This window comes from Pseudoalteromonas sp. bablab_jr010 (assembly GCF_016464105.1).
In the GTDB taxonomy this organism is placed as follows: domain Bacteria; phylum Pseudomonadota; class Gammaproteobacteria; order Enterobacterales; family Alteromonadaceae; genus Pseudoalteromonas; species Pseudoalteromonas simplex.
The window spans coordinates 105117-121237 of the sequence record NZ_JACDWV010000149.1 but is presented as its reverse complement, the minus strand read 5'-3'; the positions used below and the strand labels follow the sequence as shown (position 1 = coordinate 121237).

Below are 16121 nucleotides of genomic sequence, written 5' to 3'. Positions count from 1 at the left end.
CAGCTATCAGCTATCAGCTATCAGCTATCAGCTATCAGCTATCAGCTATCAGCTATCAGCTATCAGCTATCAGCTATCAGCTATCAGCTATCAGCTATCAGCTATCAGCTATCAGCTATCAGCTATCAGCTATCAGTCTGACGGCTGACGGCTAACGGCTCAAACCTTAACACAAAGATACTTCTCTTCTAGGTACTCATCTAACCCTTGGTGGCCGCCTTCTCGGCCTAAACCAGACTGTTTAACGCCGCCAAATGGCGCTACTGGGTTTGAAATAAGACCTTCGTTAATACCTATCATGCCGTATTCGAGTGCTTCGCTTACTCGATAAACTTGCTTTATGTTTTCACTATAAAAATACGCAGCTAAACCGTAAGGTACGTCGTTCGCAAGCTGAAGTACTTCTTCTTCATCATCAAAAGCGATGATACTGACTACAGGGCCAAACACTTCATCATGATAGATATCCATCTCTGGGGTCACATCGGTTAAAATTAATGGCGCTTGAAAGCTACCTTCAAGCTCGCTGTTATCACCGATTAACGACGCCCCTTTATCAACCGCATCTTGCACAAGCGTTTGAACTTTCTCTTTTGCTTTAGGGTAAATTAATGGGCCGATATCTACCCCGTCATCAAGTCCATTACCTACCTTTAACTCAGCTACTTTGCCTGTGAGTTTTTCGAGCACCGTTTCAAGCACTGAGCGCTGAACAAAAATTCGGTTAGCGGCAACACAGGTTTGCCCTGCGTTTCTAAATTTAGCCCCCATAAGGCCTGCAACTGCTTCATCTAAATCGGCATTATCGAAAATAATAAATGGGGCATTACCGCCAAGCTCCATCGACGTTTGCTTAATGGTTGAAGCACACTGCGAAAGTAACTGCTTACCTACACCGGTTGAGCCAGTGAATGTGAACTTACGCACACGCTCCGACTCGGTCATGATCTCACCCACCATTTTGGCGTTTTCAGAGACCACCACATTCAGCGATCCTTTTACAAACCCTGCTTTATCAGCAAGATAGGCTAAGGCAATAGCGCATAATGGCGTATGTTCCGAAGGTTTAATTACAAAACTACAACCCGCGGCATAAGCTGGTGCCACTTTACGGGTGATCATGGCAATCGGGAAATTCCAAGGGGTAATACCAGCCACCACACCGATTGGCTGCTTTATCGTCGTTAAACGATGCTTACTGTCAGTGGCAGGGATGGTGTCGCCATAACTGCGCTTTGCTTCTTCGCTAAACCACTTAATAAAGCCCGCACCATATTCCACTTCGCCCAAGGCTTCTTTTAAAGGCTTACCCTGCTCTTTAGTCATTAACTCAGCAAGCTGTTGCTTGTGCTCAATAACCAACTCATACCATCGGCGCAGCGTTTCACTACGTTCGGTTGCAGTTGTTTGCTTTAGTTTGCTAAATGCCTCGTCAGCACTTTTTAAAGCCAGCTCAACCCCTGCTGCATCAATATCAGAGACATGAGTGATCGCCTCTGCAGTTGCGGGGTTATCTACACTAAAACGCTGGCTCGTAGAGTAAAAGTCACCGTCGATAAACGAATCAGAAAAAACCAAATCAGACATAGAACCTCCAAGTAAAACTATCAGCTATCAGCTATCAGCTATCAGCTATCAGCTATCAGCTATCAGCTATCAGCTCTAAAATAAAAAAACCGCTGTAGAGACCAAGCAACTACAGCGGTTTTTACGAAATCAAAGCCGTTAAAAATTAATGCTCTTCATTAACGATATTGAGATTATACTTTGGAATTTCAACCACTAAATCTTCATCTTTGATCACCGCTTGGCAACCTAGGCGTGATTCAGGCTCAAGACCCCATGCTTTATCTAGCATATCGTCTTCAAGCTCATCGCTCTCATCTAAAGAGTCAAAGCCTTCACGAATGATTAAGTGGCATGTTGTACATGCACATGATTTTTCACAAGCATGTGGAATGCTAATACCATTTTTTAGTGCAACATCTAATACAGTTTCACCTGTAGGAGCTTCAATAGCAGCGCCTTCTGGGCATAACTCTTCGTGTGGAAGAAAAATAATTTGTGGCATACCTTACCTCGTTAAACTTCGTCTACTGACTGCCCTTGCAGCGCTTTTTTGATTGATGCATCCATTCTGCGAGCAGCAAATTCGCTACTTGCATTGTCTACAGCTTCAATCGCTGCTTTAATTTCTGCAGGTGTTGTTGCACTTTCGCGTACGGCAACAAGTTTAGCAATTTCTGCTTTTAACGCACCTAATTCTTGTTCGTCAAGTAATGCACTGTCGGTTGCCAGTGATGCTTCAAGTGCTTCAACAACACGTAACGCTTCAACTTGCTGCTCTTTAAGCATACGCGCTTGCATGTCGTCTTTAGCGTTAGTCATTGACTCTTTAAGCATGTTTGCAACTTGGTCGTCCGATAAACCAAACGATGGTTTGACCTGAATTTCAGCTTGCACACCCGTTGATTTTTCCATTGCCGATACACTTAATAGGCCATCAGCATCTACTTTAAAGGTTACGCGAATATGCGCAGCACCGGCTGCCATGGCCGGAATACCTTTTAAGCTGAACTTAGCCAATGAACGACAATCGTCAACTAGCTCACGCTCACCTTGTAATACATGCAGTGACATAGCAGTTTGACCATCTTTGAAAGTAGTAAACTCTTGTGCACGTGCAACAGGGATCGTGGTGTTACGTGGAATAATTTTTTCAACCAAGCCACCCATGGTTTCAAGACCTAGCGACAGTGGCAATACGTCTAATAGCAACATGTCTGAATCTGGCTTATTGCCAACCAATACATCTGCTTGCAGTGCTGCACCGAGTGCAACTACGCGATCTGGGTCGATAGAAGTCAGTGGCTCTTTATCAAAAAATGCAGCAACTTGAGAGCGTACAATTGGCATACGAGTCGAGCCGCCAACCATTACAACTTGTAGTACTTCTTCGTTCTCGATACCCGCATCTTTAACCGCACGACGGCAAGAACGTAGCGTTTTCTTCACAAGGCTAAGAGCAAGCTCATCAAACGTTTCGCGGGTTACTTCAACTTTGTGGCTTTGCCCGTCAAACTCTAAACCTACATTCACAGTTTGGTATTGGCTTAGTGCTTCTTTGCACGCTTTTGCTTTATTGATGAATAAACGCAATACCGATGCAGAAAGCTCGCTCACACCCGTTTGTTTTTTAAAGTATTCAACTAATAGCGAGTCAAAATCGTCACCACCAAGGCTTGAGTCACCGCCAGTCGCAAGCACTTCGAATACACCTTGGTGTAAACGTAAAATAGAAATATCGAAGGTACCGCCACCTAAATCGTATACGGCGATAATGCCTTCTTGGCCTGAATCAAGGCCATAAGCAACAGCCGCAGCCGTTGGCTCGTTTAATAAACGTAATACCTTAATACCAGCAAGCTCGGCGGCATCTTTAGTGCTTTGACGCTGAGCATCATCAAAATAAGCTGGCACTGTAATAACCGCGCCTAAGATGTCTTGACCTGCAAAGCTGTCTTCTGCGCGCAGTTTTAATGCTTTTAAAATTTCACTCGATGCAGTAACAGGGCTAATTGCACCTGCAACTGTGCTGATTGCTAATGAGCCATCATGCTCACAAAATTCGTACGGTAGTTGACCATAGCTTTTTTCGATTTCAGCCTGAGTTTTACCTAAAAAACGCTTAACCGAGATTAATGTGTTTGCAGGGTCTTGAGTAGCGGCTGCAGCCGCTCGCTCACCAACCACAATGCTATCTGCTTGGTATTGAACAACCGATGGTAGCATCGCATTGCCTGCTAAATCAGTCAGTGTGCGCGCTTCGCCGCTTTGCACTGTTGCAACTAACGAGTTAGTTGTACCAAGGTCAATACCGACTGCTAATTTGTGCTCATGTGGTGCCGCGCTCTGCCCCGGCTCAGCAATTTGCAATAATGCCATAATGCTCTTTTTAAACTCTTAAATAGCTGTTGTGTAACAACTAACGATTAATCATCAAATAAACTGTCTTCAATACGCTCTAGTTCATCGCGTAACTTATAAACAAACTTCAATTTACGAATATTGTCAGCGGCAGCTTGCCATTGTTGCTCATCATTACTTGCCAGCTGAGCGGCTAATTCACTGCTGTATTGTTTATCAAGTTGTTTAATTTGCGCTTCAAACTGGGCAATTGCTGCATCAGGATCTGCGGCATTTTCAAGTTCTTCTAATTCTTCACGCAGCTCCATTTGCTGCATTAAGAATAGCGGGTCTTGCAATGTTTGTTGCTCGGCGCGAATATCTACACCAAGCTCGCTTAGCATGTACTCAGCACGTTTTACCGGGTGTTTTAAAGTTTGTAATGCATCATTGATTTCTGCTGCATTTTGCACAGCAAGTAATTTATCACGGCTGCTAGAGCTTGCGTGGCGATCTGGGTGAACTGCACGTTGCAGCTCAAGGTAGTGTTTATTAATAGTCGCTAAATCAATGTTGTAATCTACTGGAATTGCAAATAACTCAAAGTAACGCATTACATAATCCAACTCGGTAAACAGGAAAGAACAAAGCCCTACATAGGCAGGGCTTCAAGCAAAGAAAGTTTTTTAAGCTTAAACGGTGAAGCTTTCGCCGCAACCACACTCATCGGCTTGGTTCGGGTTGTTAAACTTAAACCCTTCGTTCAAACCTTCTTTGGTGTAATCAAGCTCAGTACCATCAATGTAGACTAAGCTTTTGGCATCAACGATAACTTTCACACCACGGCTTTCAAAAATTTCGTCGCCGTCTGCTAACTCATCAACAAATTCAAGAACATAAGCAAGACCTGAACAGCCCGTCGTTTTAATGCCAACGCGTAGGCCAATGCCTTTGCCGCGATTTGCTAAAAATGATTCTACGCGGTTTGCTGCCGCATCTGTCAATGTCACTGCCATGAATTTATCTCTTACTTCGCTTGTTTGCTTTTGTAGTCAGCAATTGCTGCTTGAATCGCGTCTTCTGCTAAAATTGAACAGTGAATTTTCACTGGCGGTAATTCAAGCTCAGCACTGATATCAGTGTTTTTGATTGTTGCAGCTTCATCTAATGTTTTGCCTTTGACCCACTCAGTTACAAGTGAAGAAGAAGCGATTGCGCTACCACAACCATATGTTTTGAATTTTGCATCTTCAATTACACCTTCTGGTGATACTTTGATTTGCAATTTCATTACGTCACCACATGCTGGTGCACCCACCATACCTGTTGCAACTGACGGATCATTTTTGTCTAAAGCACCCACGTTACGTGGATTTTCAACATGATCGATTACTTTATCACTATAAGCCATAATACTATCCTCACTACCTGCTAGCGGCGGCGATCACTGATTAGTGATGCGCCCACTCAACTGAATCTAAATCAATACCTTCTTGATGCATTTCCCATAGAGGAGACATCTCACGTAAACGGCCGATCGAGTTTTTGATTAGTTCGACGGTGTAATCAATCTCTTCTTCAGTCGTAAAGCGGCCAATGCTGAAACGAATTGAGCTGTGTGCCAACTCGTCATTACGGCCTAATGCACGTAGTACATAAGAAGGCTCTAAGCTTGCTGAGGTACAGGCTGAACCTGATGAAACAGCAATGTCTTTAACAGCCATTAATAACGACTCACCTTCAACAAAGTTGAAGCTGATATTTACAATACCTGGAACTGAGTGACTTGGTTCACCATTGAAGTAAACTTCGTCCATATCAGCCATGATGCCATCAATCAGACGCTTACGAAGTGCGCTGATGTGTGCATGGTCTTTTTCGAAATCTTCTTTAGCGATTCTAAATGCCGCACCCATACCAACTAATTGGTGAGTAGCTAGTGTGCCTGAACGCATACCACGCTCATGACCACCACCGTGCATTTGCGCTTCTAAACGTGCGCGAGGCTTACGACGAACATAAAGTGCGCCTACACCTTTCGGGCCATATACTTTGTGGCCAGAGAACGACATGAAATCTACTTTTAACTGTTGCACGTCGATAAGTACTTTACCTGCGCTTTGTGCAGCATCTACGTGGAACATAATTTTGCGCTCACGGCACATTTCGCCGATTGTCGCGATATCTTGGATAACACCTAGCTCGTTATTTACGTGCATTACGCTCACAAGTACTGTGTCGTCACGCATTGCAGCTTCAAGCTTTTTAAGGTCAAGTAAACCGTTTTCTTCAACTTCCATATAGGTTACTTCGAAACCTTGACGCTCTAGTTCACGACACGTATCAAGCACTGCTTTGTGCTCTGTTTTAACAGTGATAACGTGCTTGCCTTTCTTCTTATAGAACTGCGCAGCACCTTTAATTGCTAGGTTGTTTGATTCTGTAGCACCTGAAGTGAAAACAATTTCACGCGGGTCAGCGTTGATCAGATCAGCAATATCTGTACGCGCTTGATCAACTGCTTCTTCTGCTTGCCAACCAAAACGGTGTGAGCGTGATGCAGGGTTACCAAAATTACCGTCCATAGTCAGGCATTGCATCATTTCTTTTGCCACACGTTCATCAACAGGCGTGGTTGCTGCGTAATCTAAATAAATCGGTAACTTCATTTCTCTCTCCGCTTTCGTCAAGCTACAGTTGACAGCTTACTTGAATGTTTTCCAGTTGCTTAATTGCATTGTTGATGCTGTTATCTTGGCGCGATGCGACTTCTTTCACATCTGACTTTTCCACCAATTCAGCAAGGGTAATACTATTTAAAAACTCTTCGATACGTGCGCTTAAGTCCGACCATAAGGTATGAGTCAAACAACGCATGCCGCTTTGGCAGCCACCCGTTGCATTGTGGCAACGTGTTGCATCAACAGACTCATCAACGGCGTTAATCACATCGCCGACAGAAATTTCGTTCGCTTCTCGACCTAGTAAATATCCGCCACCTGGGCCACGCACAGAGGTCACAAGGCCGTTTTTACGTAAACGGGCGAATAGTTGTTCAAGGTAAGATAACGAAATCTCTTGGCGTTCAGAAATATCGGCAAGAGGCACTGCACCCACATTTGTATGTAGTGCAACATCCAACATGGCGGTTACTGCGTATCTGCCTTTTGATGTTAACTTCATGGAGCCCCCGATGTTACTGCACGCTAAGGTGTGCAAATTTTAATTACCAGACCAAAATAGTCAAGTATTATCACTTGATAAAAATTGATACTTGCCATTGATAAAACCGAATACTTGACAAAAACAGTCAAGTACTGGGTACATTGTAATTACCTGAGTAATTTAGTCAAGTATTATACTTATAACCTGTGATTATTTAATAGACTTATTAATAGAGGTAAGAATACCGCGTAAAATGTTCATCTCAGCTTCTTCTGGACGTGCGCGGTTAAATAAGCGACGTAGTTTAGTCATCACCATGCCAGGGTGTTGTTTGATGATAAAACCTGTGTCGTTTAGCGTTTGCTCTAAGTGCTCGTAGAACAGCTCAGTTTGCTTTGCATTTGGGTAGGTTGCTTCGTCTTCTTCTTGTACTTTTGGCTGTTTATTTAAATATGCCATACGTGTTTCATAACACAGTGTTTGCACGGCCATCGCGAGATTTAACGAGCTGTACTCAGGATTTGCAGGAATACATACGTGGTAGTTACATTGTTGTAGTTCTTCGTTCGTTAAACCACTATTTTCGCGACCAAATACGAGTGCAACAGGACCCTGTTCAGCCTCAGCCACTAACTTTTCACCACATTCACGCGGCTCAACCATTGGCCAAGATAAAGTACGTGAGCGTGCGCTAGTACCAATTGTTAAACCACAATCAGCAATCGCATCTGCCAGTGTATCAACAACCACTGTTTTACCTAAAACATCAGTTGCACCAGCTGCAAGCGCACTCGCATGACTGTCAATTTCACAAGCAGGATCAACAAGATATAAATTTGATAAGCCCATCGTTTTCATAGCACGTGCCGCTGAGCCAATATTACCAGAATGTGATGTGTTAACTAATACGATACGAATATCATCAAGTGTCATTGCGTTGTTACTTACTGAAAGTCAAAAATTGCCGGGATTATAACATAGCTATCAGCTATCAGCTATCAGCTATCAGCTATCAGCTATCAGCTATCAGCTATCAGCTATCAGCTTCGATCCTATGCATAAGAGATGTCAACATTTTTGATAGCTCTTCCGTTTCACTTACCCAAGCTCTACCTATGGCGGCATCGATATATTTAATCTCAATTCCGATATAAATTTGAGTTCGTGTTTCTGCTATTGACGATCTTGATATATCTAAAAAACGTACCCGCTCTTTTTTGCTGACTCTCGCCATACCTTCTGCGATATTACTCGGTATTGATAAACCAGAACGTGTGAGCTGATTGCGAAAGCCAAAATCATTTAGATCTGTCGTTTCTTTGTAGATGTCAGCACTTAATCTTGCTGAACGCTTCCATACCTCTAATTTTTCAAAATTCATACTTGCATCCTTTTAAGTATAAAAACTTTATATAGGCACGAATTTTTCAGAATGCAAATTTCAAACTGACGGCTGACGGCTCAACGATATCTAACTTCTGACAACTAACCACTTCTTCAGACCACTAACCCCTTCTTCTTAAATTAAATCAATAACAAAATCAGAATCGTACAAAAAACAACCTAATTTATTCGAGTTTATTGTTTACTTTACGCTAGAAATCGCTAGAATACGCCGGCTTAAATATATTCGTTCTTTTACAACCCAAAGGTAATGCTATGCATCCAATGTTAAACATTGCGGTTCGCGCTGCGCGTAACGCAGGCAAAATTTTACTTCGCGCAAGTGAAGACTTATCAAAAGTTGATGTACAACAAAAAGGCACTAACGACTTAGTGACTAACATCGACAAAGAAGCTGAAGCCGCAATTCGTGACACTATTTTAAAATCTTACCCAGATCACACTATCGTAGGTGAAGAGCTTGGTGAGCATAAAGGTAAAGATGCAGATTACCAATGGATTGTAGACCCACTTGATGGCACAACTAACTTCATCAAGGGTATCCCTCATTTCGCAGTATCTATTGCACTTAAAGTTAAAGGTCGTTTAGATCAAGCTGTTATCTATGATCCAATCCGCGGTGAATTATTCACGGCTTCTCGTGGTCAAGGCGCACAGCTTAACAGCAAGCGTTTACGCGTAACTAAAACTAACGAATTAGCAGGTTCTGTACTCGCAACTGGTTTCCCATTCAAACAAAAGCACCACTTAGACGCATACTCTGAAGCGTTTAAAGCACTTTTCGTGCACACTGCTGATATCCGCCGTGCAGGTTCTGCTGCATTAGATATGGCTTATGTTGCAGCGGGTCGTGTTGATGGTTTCTTTGAAATTGGCCTTAAGCCATGGGACACAGCAGCAGGCGAGCTTTTAGTTAAAGAAGCTGGCGGTATGGTTGTTGATTTCGCAGGTGGTATTAACTATAACCAAAGCGGCAACATCATTTGTGGTGCACCTAAGTTAACTCAAGCGATCATTCGTGAAATTCGCCCAGTGTTAACTGAGTCACTACTTCGCTAATAGCGGTTGTAATGTAAAAATGCAAAAAAGGAGCTAAGGCTCCTTTTTTTGTGGCTGAAAATAATCGTTGTCGAGTTTTATCTCTATGACTTCACCTTCTTTAAATGGCAACTTAGCTAAGTCTTCAGCAAAGTAACTGGCAAATAATTGCTCAAATTCGCCCGAGCTTTTCATCGTGTTGAGCCCTTTTAATAATACCTCAGCTAGTTCAGGCTTGTGGTTACTGACAAAAAAGTAAAATGCTGTTGGATAAGTAATATAAAGGTTAGGCACTATAACCAGCTCGTCACTTTTGATTTGTTCCATTTCAGACATGACTTCAATAAACGAACGTGGAAAATAATCTACTCGCCCTCTAATCACTAAGTTAAACATCGCTTGATAATTTGCCAGTGGCCTGACTGTTAAGCCGTTTTGCGCAAGGATTTTTGTATCAGGCCAATCATGGCCTTGAATGGCACTAAACTGCGCTAAATCTTGTTTCGTTTTTACATCTTTAAAACGCGGTAGAAACGCTCGTTTAGTGAGTAATGCGCGTTTACCAATGTAGCCTTTAAACAGAGGTACTTTGACTGCTATTGCAAGGTGTTCTCGCTCGGGGCTTGTCATACTCCAAAACACATCGGCCTGCTTTTCATCGAGCATCAGCAAAGTGCGCTGTTGATGAGGGTGAACCAGAACTTCGTTGATTTCTGCTTGATAATTACTGGCGCGTAAAGCCGCTGCCAGCAATTCATGAAGGTAATAATCGCGTTTATAAAGTGGGCGTTGTTCAATCGCTAAATTGACCACATTTTTAGCTTCTGTGGTAAGGCTGTATCCTAGGCTTAGCAATACTAGGATTGCACTACATAGTCGCTTCATTGTTATTTTGTTTATTGTGTTTTTTTTAAGCTACACCCAGTTAAACAGGGACACAAGTAAAATTAAGCAAACTTAAAATTTCTTCATGAGCGGGCAGATATCGCTTCATCTTTATGGCTGCTTAAACGTACCACTGCGGGGGCTGGTCGGCTACGTTTACATACAAACAAGTGGCTACTCTGATAACGTTTGGCCTCTTTTTTCGCATCAGTTGCCAGCGCTGCGACTTGGTGGCTGTTAATACATAGCTCTAAATCAGGCTTAACTAAACCGATTGATAATGTAAGCAGTGGCACAAACTGCTTTTTACCTTCTCGATTGCTTGCCCAATAACCCCCTTGCTCAATATGTTCTGGTGTGAAAAAGGCCCGAGACTGCAGCTCAAACTTACTAATAATGTTATGGCAAACTTGCTCTGCATCATTTTTATCAAACACCACCATAAAGTCATCACCGCCAATGTGCCCGACAAACCCTTTGCTAGTACTACAGGCCTCGACGATGACTTCAGCAAGTAATTTTATAACGCTGTCACCACTGGCATAACCGTACAGGTCATTGAATTGTTTGAAGTGGTTTAAATCAACGTATGCGAGTGAGAACGGATAGTTATTACGAAGTCTCAGCTCAATTGCTTCGTTAATCGCGACATTACCCGGCAGCATAGTCAGCGGGTTGGCATGTTGTGCATGGCGGATTTTTTCTTCGGTAATGTGTTTTAAGATATTACGCAATGGCGCCAAACCTAAGTATTCACCATTTCGAGTGATCACAATATGGCGTCGAATATCAAACTCAAACTCGGTAATTTGCTGACTCACCGTATCGAGTAACTCGTTTTCGTCAACGATTAACGGCTGTTTATCCATTAAAGAAGTAACTGGCTGCTTATCATAAAGTGCATGGCCATAGGGAGCAGCAAACACTTCAGTGAGTTGATCTCGGTGTAATAAACCAACAGGAATATTGTGCTCTAATACGGCAAGACTAGTTAGCGTTTTATCTTGCTCAAAGATACTGTGGGCATCTTTACAGCGGGTTGTTGCTTCTATGCTGGCGTGCTCGACCGCCAACCAACCAATCGCCATAGACTGCTCAAAAGTATTGCTATTATCTGATGACTCTAAGTGCTTTAAGCAGTGAATATTTATTTCGTAACTTGGCTGTAAGCTCGGCCTTTCAAGTAAAAAGCCTTGTGCATGTTGCACACCTAAGCTTTCGAGTAAACGAAGCTCCTCTGCCCGTTCTATGCCTTCTGCGATAACTTGCGTATTGGTGGCTTTTGCAAGCTCTATAATTGACTTTAAAAACTCTTTTTTAACCACACTCTGATCGCAGTGGTCGATAAAGTAGCGGTCTATTTTTACAAACTCAGGACATAACTCAGACCATTGCTTTAAGCCAGAATAGCCAGCCCCTAAGTCATCAATAGCAATCGAAAAACCTAACTCACGATAATGAGCAATGGTTTTTAACAATAAAAAACCATCATCGACTTTTTCTTGTTCTGTAACCTCAATAACGACCCGATTGGTTGCAAGGCCAAAGTGTTCAACTAGGTGTAATGTTTCACCTTTAGGGTGGCAAGGGTCGAGTAAGGTTTTAGGGCTTACATTTAAGAATAACTTGCCTTGTAAATTGAGTTTCACAAAGTTCTCAATTGCTCTACTGCGGCAAAGTAGCTCCAATTCAGAGATCTTATGGCAAGCAATTGCTGCGCTGAATAATGCACTCGGCATTTCTAATTCAGACCCTTTTGGGCCGCGGCTTAATGCCTCATAGCCCAAAATATGTTGATTAGAAATATCAAAGATAGGTTGAAACAAGGTCTCAATTGCACTGTTATCTAAGATCTGCTGTAGTTGTGCGTTCACCTTACACCTAGCGTTAGTAATACAAATAGGTGGGTAAATTATCAACCTTGTATGACAATTTTATGGCAAGGCTATTACGAGTGCAGACTACTCAATAGCGGTGATGAGCTCAAGTTGCTTAATGCGGGCAAAACTATCAGTCATTTTTAATTTAGCATTTTGGTAATCACTCGTAGCTAAATCAGCTTGTTGCGCTAATTTATAAACTGCAAGTGGATTAAGTAATAACTGCTGTGCGTGATAACAGCTTGGCGCCGCAAACTCAGGTAGTTCAGGATCTACATTTATTGTCATTTCATTCTGCAATGCATCTGCGTCATCACTTTGTTGTTGAAACTCAGTTGCGTCTGCCAGCGCATGCAAACTTGCCTCACACTCTGGCAATTGTGCTTTTAGGTTTAAAAACAAACCTGTTGATGAAGTAATTAACTTGAACGTCAGGTCTTGTAATTGCTGAGCAGCTGATTGGTTTTGTAGTGCCTCTACAACTTGCCAAGCTAAACCTTGGTAGCTGTCGAACTGCTGCTGAAGTGTTACCTCAGGTGTTTGCTGTACTTCTGTCTGTTCTGGCTCAAGCTTATCGTCACAAGCACTGAGCATTAAAAGTATAAACACGCTAAACATCAGGTGTTTCATAATGTCTCCGAGAGTATAGTTAGACTCGTTTTTAAAAATCATAAACAGCTGTAAAACTGTCACTTGTTACCAAATTAGTAAACTTAATAATACCAAGACTTACCTCAGCAACAGTGCTTCTGCTGTTAGTTCATTTGTAATGAGACTATTGATCATTCCTGATTCGATCGCTCCTGCAATGGCTGGCACTTTACTGTCACCCGCAGCAATCCCAATAACACGTTTATCATTTGATGGAGAAAGCACCGCACTCGTCACGCGATTATTTATTTCTGATTCGACGAGATGACCTTCACTATCGAAAATCCAGCTAATTACTTCACCTGTTGCACCAATAGCGTCAAGCGCAGCTAGTTCATGCCGAGTAACAAAGCCGTCTAAATGAAGGGGAGAATTTATTCCTAAATCTCCAACACCAACAAAAGAAACATCCGCTTGTGATGCCAGTTGATGTACATTTTTAACATGCGTTAATTGCTGCCAACCTGCTTTATCAGCTTCAGATTCTGCTATAACTGGAACTGGCATAGGGAAATGTTGCGCACCAACCCTTTCTGCAACATGAATAGCTACTTCATAGCGACTTGCTGAGCCATCCTGAGCAATATTTCCAACTAAAGATACAATACGATGGTGTGGGCATTGCATCGTAGGTAGCTCTTCTGCGCATGCGCGCAACACTCTTCCAGTACCAAACGCAATGATTTTTGCATGGCGCTGCTTTAGTTGTCTTTCAATTTCTGCGGCACCCGCTTGAGCCAAGCCAATGGTAGAATTAATATCGTTACTCTCGCTAGGCACCACTTCACAACTAAGCAAACCGTATCGATTTTGTAGCGCATCAGCAAGCTCCATACAGCGTCGAATTGGATGTTCTAATCGTACTTTTATTAACCCTTGAGATACTGCTAAAGCAACAAGCCTTTGCGCAGATTGGCGAGACGTATTAAGTTGCTTAGCTATTTCATCTTGTGTTTTACCAGCAACATAGTAGAGCCAGCCAGCCCTCGCTGCTTCCTCTAATTTTTGATTATCATTGCTAGGAATTGAAGCCATTTTATACGCCTGTTTGAACAATAAATGAGGTAAATGATTAGAAAAATCAGCTATTCAGCGGCTATTCTATACATAATCTGTCATGAATAACAATTTTAGGGTTCACACTCTAAACTAACAAGACACCTTACTAAATTTTGTTAAATATTAGTGAGGTGCCTATGTATTTCACAAAGAGACAATAACCGCAAGCCCTTCTCAGCGGCACAACAAAAGTCGTGCACTCGCTGCCAAATAACGTCGGTTTAAGCTTTAACTAAAAATTTAAACTTAGCTGCAAACCTGCAATCATTGCATTCTCAGCATCATTATCACCATTAGGGTCGATGATATACTGAATACTAGGCATTAACTGTATTGCTGGGGTAGCAACATAGTTATAATTTAACTCAATCGGGTACTCATGATCCCTTACGAGTACTTCATCATCTGAAAAATTCGTATTATAAAAGCGCTGAGCGTCACTAAGCTCATTACTGACACTGTTTCGGCCCACAGCAAAACCAATACGGTCGTGTGGTCTACTAACAAAAGGTGCATCAATATATCCGCCAAAAGCCAAAACTTCGCCTATAGCGCTGACACTTTGATCTGCGTGAATCATACTCGCAAAGATACGTAAGCCACCTCCAGAACTATTTCGAGTTAGCTGTTGTTCAATATTAAAATAAAATGCATTATCAGTATCTTCTATAGCGACCATATCACTTGTCGTGCCAGCAGGGTAACCCGCATTATTGACTAATTTAGTTTTATCTAAACTGCTGCGGACAACGCCAAATCGATAATCTCCATCTAACCCATTCTTGTATTGGCGTTTATATTCCAACTCACCTACCAAGGTCGTGCCCTTAACCTCTCCTGATGTTGTTAATTTCAATCCTTGATTTAATGACATAGTTGCAGGGTTTGCATCATAACTGCCTAGTTTAAAAAGCAAATTATCAGTGACTTTGTATGTTAGTTGCACACCTAGTGCACTAAGGGGGTCACCATACCAACTACTACTCAAATAATTGGATGAGCCACCACTGCAAAATGTCAGGTGCTGAAAGGCACAACTCATGGCAAAAAAATCAGCACTTGGGTAAATTCGACCCACTTTAATGCTAAGTTGATCTTCAAATAAATGCTGAGTTAGAGAGAATTGAGTTAAACGCGTTACATTGCCACGACCATAAATTTGTTGCGACTGCAGCAAAACTGGCAGGTTTGCTTTTTCATTAATAAGCTCGCCATTACGGTTGGTAAGCTCCACCTTAAATTCGGCACCCGACCAATTAAGCAATTTTTCTAAATTAAAGTAGCCACCGGCAAAAAACTGATCGGCATAAGCCGTTTCTGTACTTTCTCCCCCTTTTAAGTTGTGAGCTGTTTGACTAAAGTAGCCTAAGCGAACATCCACACCTTGCTCTGCTAGCTTATCTCTTGCCCCTAGCCATTCGCCACTTAGATGGCTGTGAACATCAAAACTATCATCTGCATAACCTGACTGAGAATACAGCAACATAATGGCTGCGATAGATTTAAGCCGAGCGACGTTTAAATAGCGTTCACTTTCCCCTTTCCATGTACGACAAAACTTTGGTTGTTGATTTGTGTTCATATGCGTGTTCTCCATTTTAATTTGCCCTAGCTGATCAACATCTTAGTATTCAACGCCCAGGAAAGAGCAAATGACGTAAACATGAGCATATTCCTAACACAAAATATATTTGTCAACATCAAAAAATAGAGCTCAAATTCTAATTAAAAGAAATTAGAATCTGTGAAAGAGAAATTAAAATGGATAAAACTAATCCTCTTTCATGTGAACACCATTTCAGGAAAAATTAACAACCCCCATAAACAGTTAAAAAATAACAACTTTATCAAGATTGATTTAATGAAGTTTTAATTTCAGAACAAGAGCAATTACTTCGACTTATTAATGACAATCAGCCGATTAAATAGACTGATTCATTAACATTGACAAACAGCAACCAAAATAGGATTATGCCCACGTACAACCCATTTGCCCAAGCAGGAAGATTTACTTTATGTAAATACTCAATGACAACAATCATGGGCGTGTTGATTTTTGAAATTTTCTATTTATCTAATAAAAAGTTTTAGTGTTAAACAATGAACACACAAATAAAGATGCAGTTAAGCTAT

The 16121-nt window shown here is 41.9% G+C and carries 16 protein-coding genes; 1 reads left to right on the top strand and 15 read right to left on the bottom strand.

Annotation, left to right across the window (positions count from 1 at the left end):
* Window positions 1–159: 159 nt before the first annotated feature.
* The 10 genes from JIG37_RS15895 to JIG37_RS15850 form a co-directional block, all read right to left on the bottom strand.
* Window positions 160–1587 carry an NAD-dependent succinate-semialdehyde dehydrogenase gene (locus tag JIG37_RS15895; RefSeq protein ID WP_199529803.1) on the bottom strand — a complete coding sequence of 476 codons (1428 nt, stop codon included), beginning with the start codon at window positions 1585–1587 and terminating at the stop codon, window positions 160–162.
* A gap of 145 nt (window positions 1588–1732) precedes the next feature.
* Window positions 1733–2071: an ISC system 2Fe-2S type ferredoxin gene (gene fdx / locus JIG37_RS15890; RefSeq protein WP_054552505.1), complete on the bottom strand. Its 339-nt coding sequence runs from the start codon at window positions 2069–2071 to the stop codon at window positions 1733–1735.
* A gap of 11 nt (window positions 2072–2082) precedes the next feature.
* Window positions 2083–3945: a Fe-S protein assembly chaperone HscA gene (gene hscA, locus JIG37_RS15885; protein ID WP_054552504.1), complete on the bottom strand. Its 1863-nt coding sequence runs from the start codon at window positions 3943–3945 to the stop codon at window positions 2083–2085.
* 47 nt (window positions 3946–3992) lie between these two features.
* The gene (gene hscB / locus JIG37_RS15880; RefSeq protein WP_054552503.1) at window positions 3993–4520 is read right to left on the bottom strand and encodes a co-chaperone HscB; all 528 of its coding nucleotides are present in this window, start codon (window positions 4518–4520) and stop codon (window positions 3993–3995) included.
* Window positions 4521–4598: 78 nt separating this feature from the next.
* Entirely contained in the window at window positions 4599–4922 is a 324-nt protein-coding gene (gene iscA / locus JIG37_RS15875) for an iron-sulfur cluster assembly protein IscA (protein WP_054552502.1), read from the bottom strand.
* Window positions 4923–4933: 11 nt separating this feature from the next.
* Window positions 4934–5317, bottom strand: a complete 384-nt coding sequence (iscU, locus tag JIG37_RS15870; protein WP_054552501.1) for a Fe-S cluster assembly scaffold IscU — start codon at window positions 5315–5317, stop codon at window positions 4934–4936.
* Between the two features lie 40 nt (window positions 5318–5357).
* Window positions 5358–6575: an IscS subfamily cysteine desulfurase gene (locus JIG37_RS15865; RefSeq protein ID WP_199529802.1), complete on the bottom strand. Its 1218-nt coding sequence runs from the start codon at window positions 6573–6575 to the stop codon at window positions 5358–5360.
* Window positions 6576–6597: 22 nt separating this feature from the next.
* Window positions 6598–7089 carry a Fe-S cluster assembly transcriptional regulator IscR gene (iscR, locus tag JIG37_RS15860; RefSeq protein WP_054552499.1) on the bottom strand — a complete coding sequence of 164 codons (492 nt, stop codon included), beginning with the start codon at window positions 7087–7089 and terminating at the stop codon, window positions 6598–6600.
* 192 nt (window positions 7090–7281) lie between these two features.
* Complete coding sequence (gene trmJ, locus JIG37_RS15855) at window positions 7282–8004, bottom strand: tRNA (cytosine(32)/uridine(32)-2'-O)-methyltransferase TrmJ (protein WP_062566066.1); 723 nt, start codon at window positions 8002–8004, stop codon at window positions 7282–7284.
* A gap of 100 nt (window positions 8005–8104) precedes the next feature.
* Complete coding sequence (locus JIG37_RS15850) at window positions 8105–8452, bottom strand: four helix bundle protein (RefSeq protein WP_199529801.1); 348 nt, start codon at window positions 8450–8452, stop codon at window positions 8105–8107.
* Between the two features lie 278 nt (window positions 8453–8730).
* Here JIG37_RS15850 and suhB point away from each other — a divergent pair, with 278 nt between their 5' ends.
* Complete coding sequence (gene suhB, locus JIG37_RS15845; protein ID WP_054552496.1) at window positions 8731–9534, top strand: inositol-1-monophosphatase; 804 nt, start codon at window positions 8731–8733, stop codon at window positions 9532–9534.
* Window positions 9535–9567: 33 nt separating this feature from the next.
* Here the strand turns inward: suhB and JIG37_RS15840 are convergent, their stop codons facing one another.
* The 5 genes from JIG37_RS15840 to JIG37_RS15820 form a co-directional block, all read right to left on the bottom strand.
* The gene (locus JIG37_RS15840; RefSeq protein WP_199529800.1) at window positions 9568–10398 is read right to left on the bottom strand and encodes a transporter substrate-binding domain-containing protein; all 831 of its coding nucleotides are present in this window, start codon (window positions 10396–10398) and stop codon (window positions 9568–9570) included.
* A gap of 83 nt (window positions 10399–10481) precedes the next feature.
* Window positions 10482–12272 (bottom strand): GGDEF domain-containing protein, encoded by a 1791-nt coding sequence (locus JIG37_RS15835; RefSeq protein WP_054552494.1) that lies wholly within the window; start codon window positions 12270–12272, stop codon window positions 10482–10484.
* 87 nt (window positions 12273–12359) lie between these two features.
* Window positions 12360–12908, bottom strand: coding sequence for a hypothetical protein (locus JIG37_RS15830; RefSeq protein ID WP_199529799.1), 549 nt, complete (start codon window positions 12906–12908; stop codon window positions 12360–12362).
* Window positions 12909–13007: 99 nt separating this feature from the next.
* On the bottom strand, window positions 13008–13964 hold the full coding sequence (locus tag JIG37_RS15825) for a sugar-binding transcriptional regulator (protein ID WP_138616872.1): 957 nt from the start codon (window positions 13962–13964) through the stop codon (window positions 13008–13010).
* 256 nt (window positions 13965–14220) lie between these two features.
* Window positions 14221–15570 (bottom strand): carbohydrate porin, encoded by a 1350-nt coding sequence (locus JIG37_RS15820; RefSeq protein WP_199529798.1) that lies wholly within the window; start codon window positions 15568–15570, stop codon window positions 14221–14223.
* Between the last annotated feature and the right edge of the window lie 551 nt (window positions 15571–16121).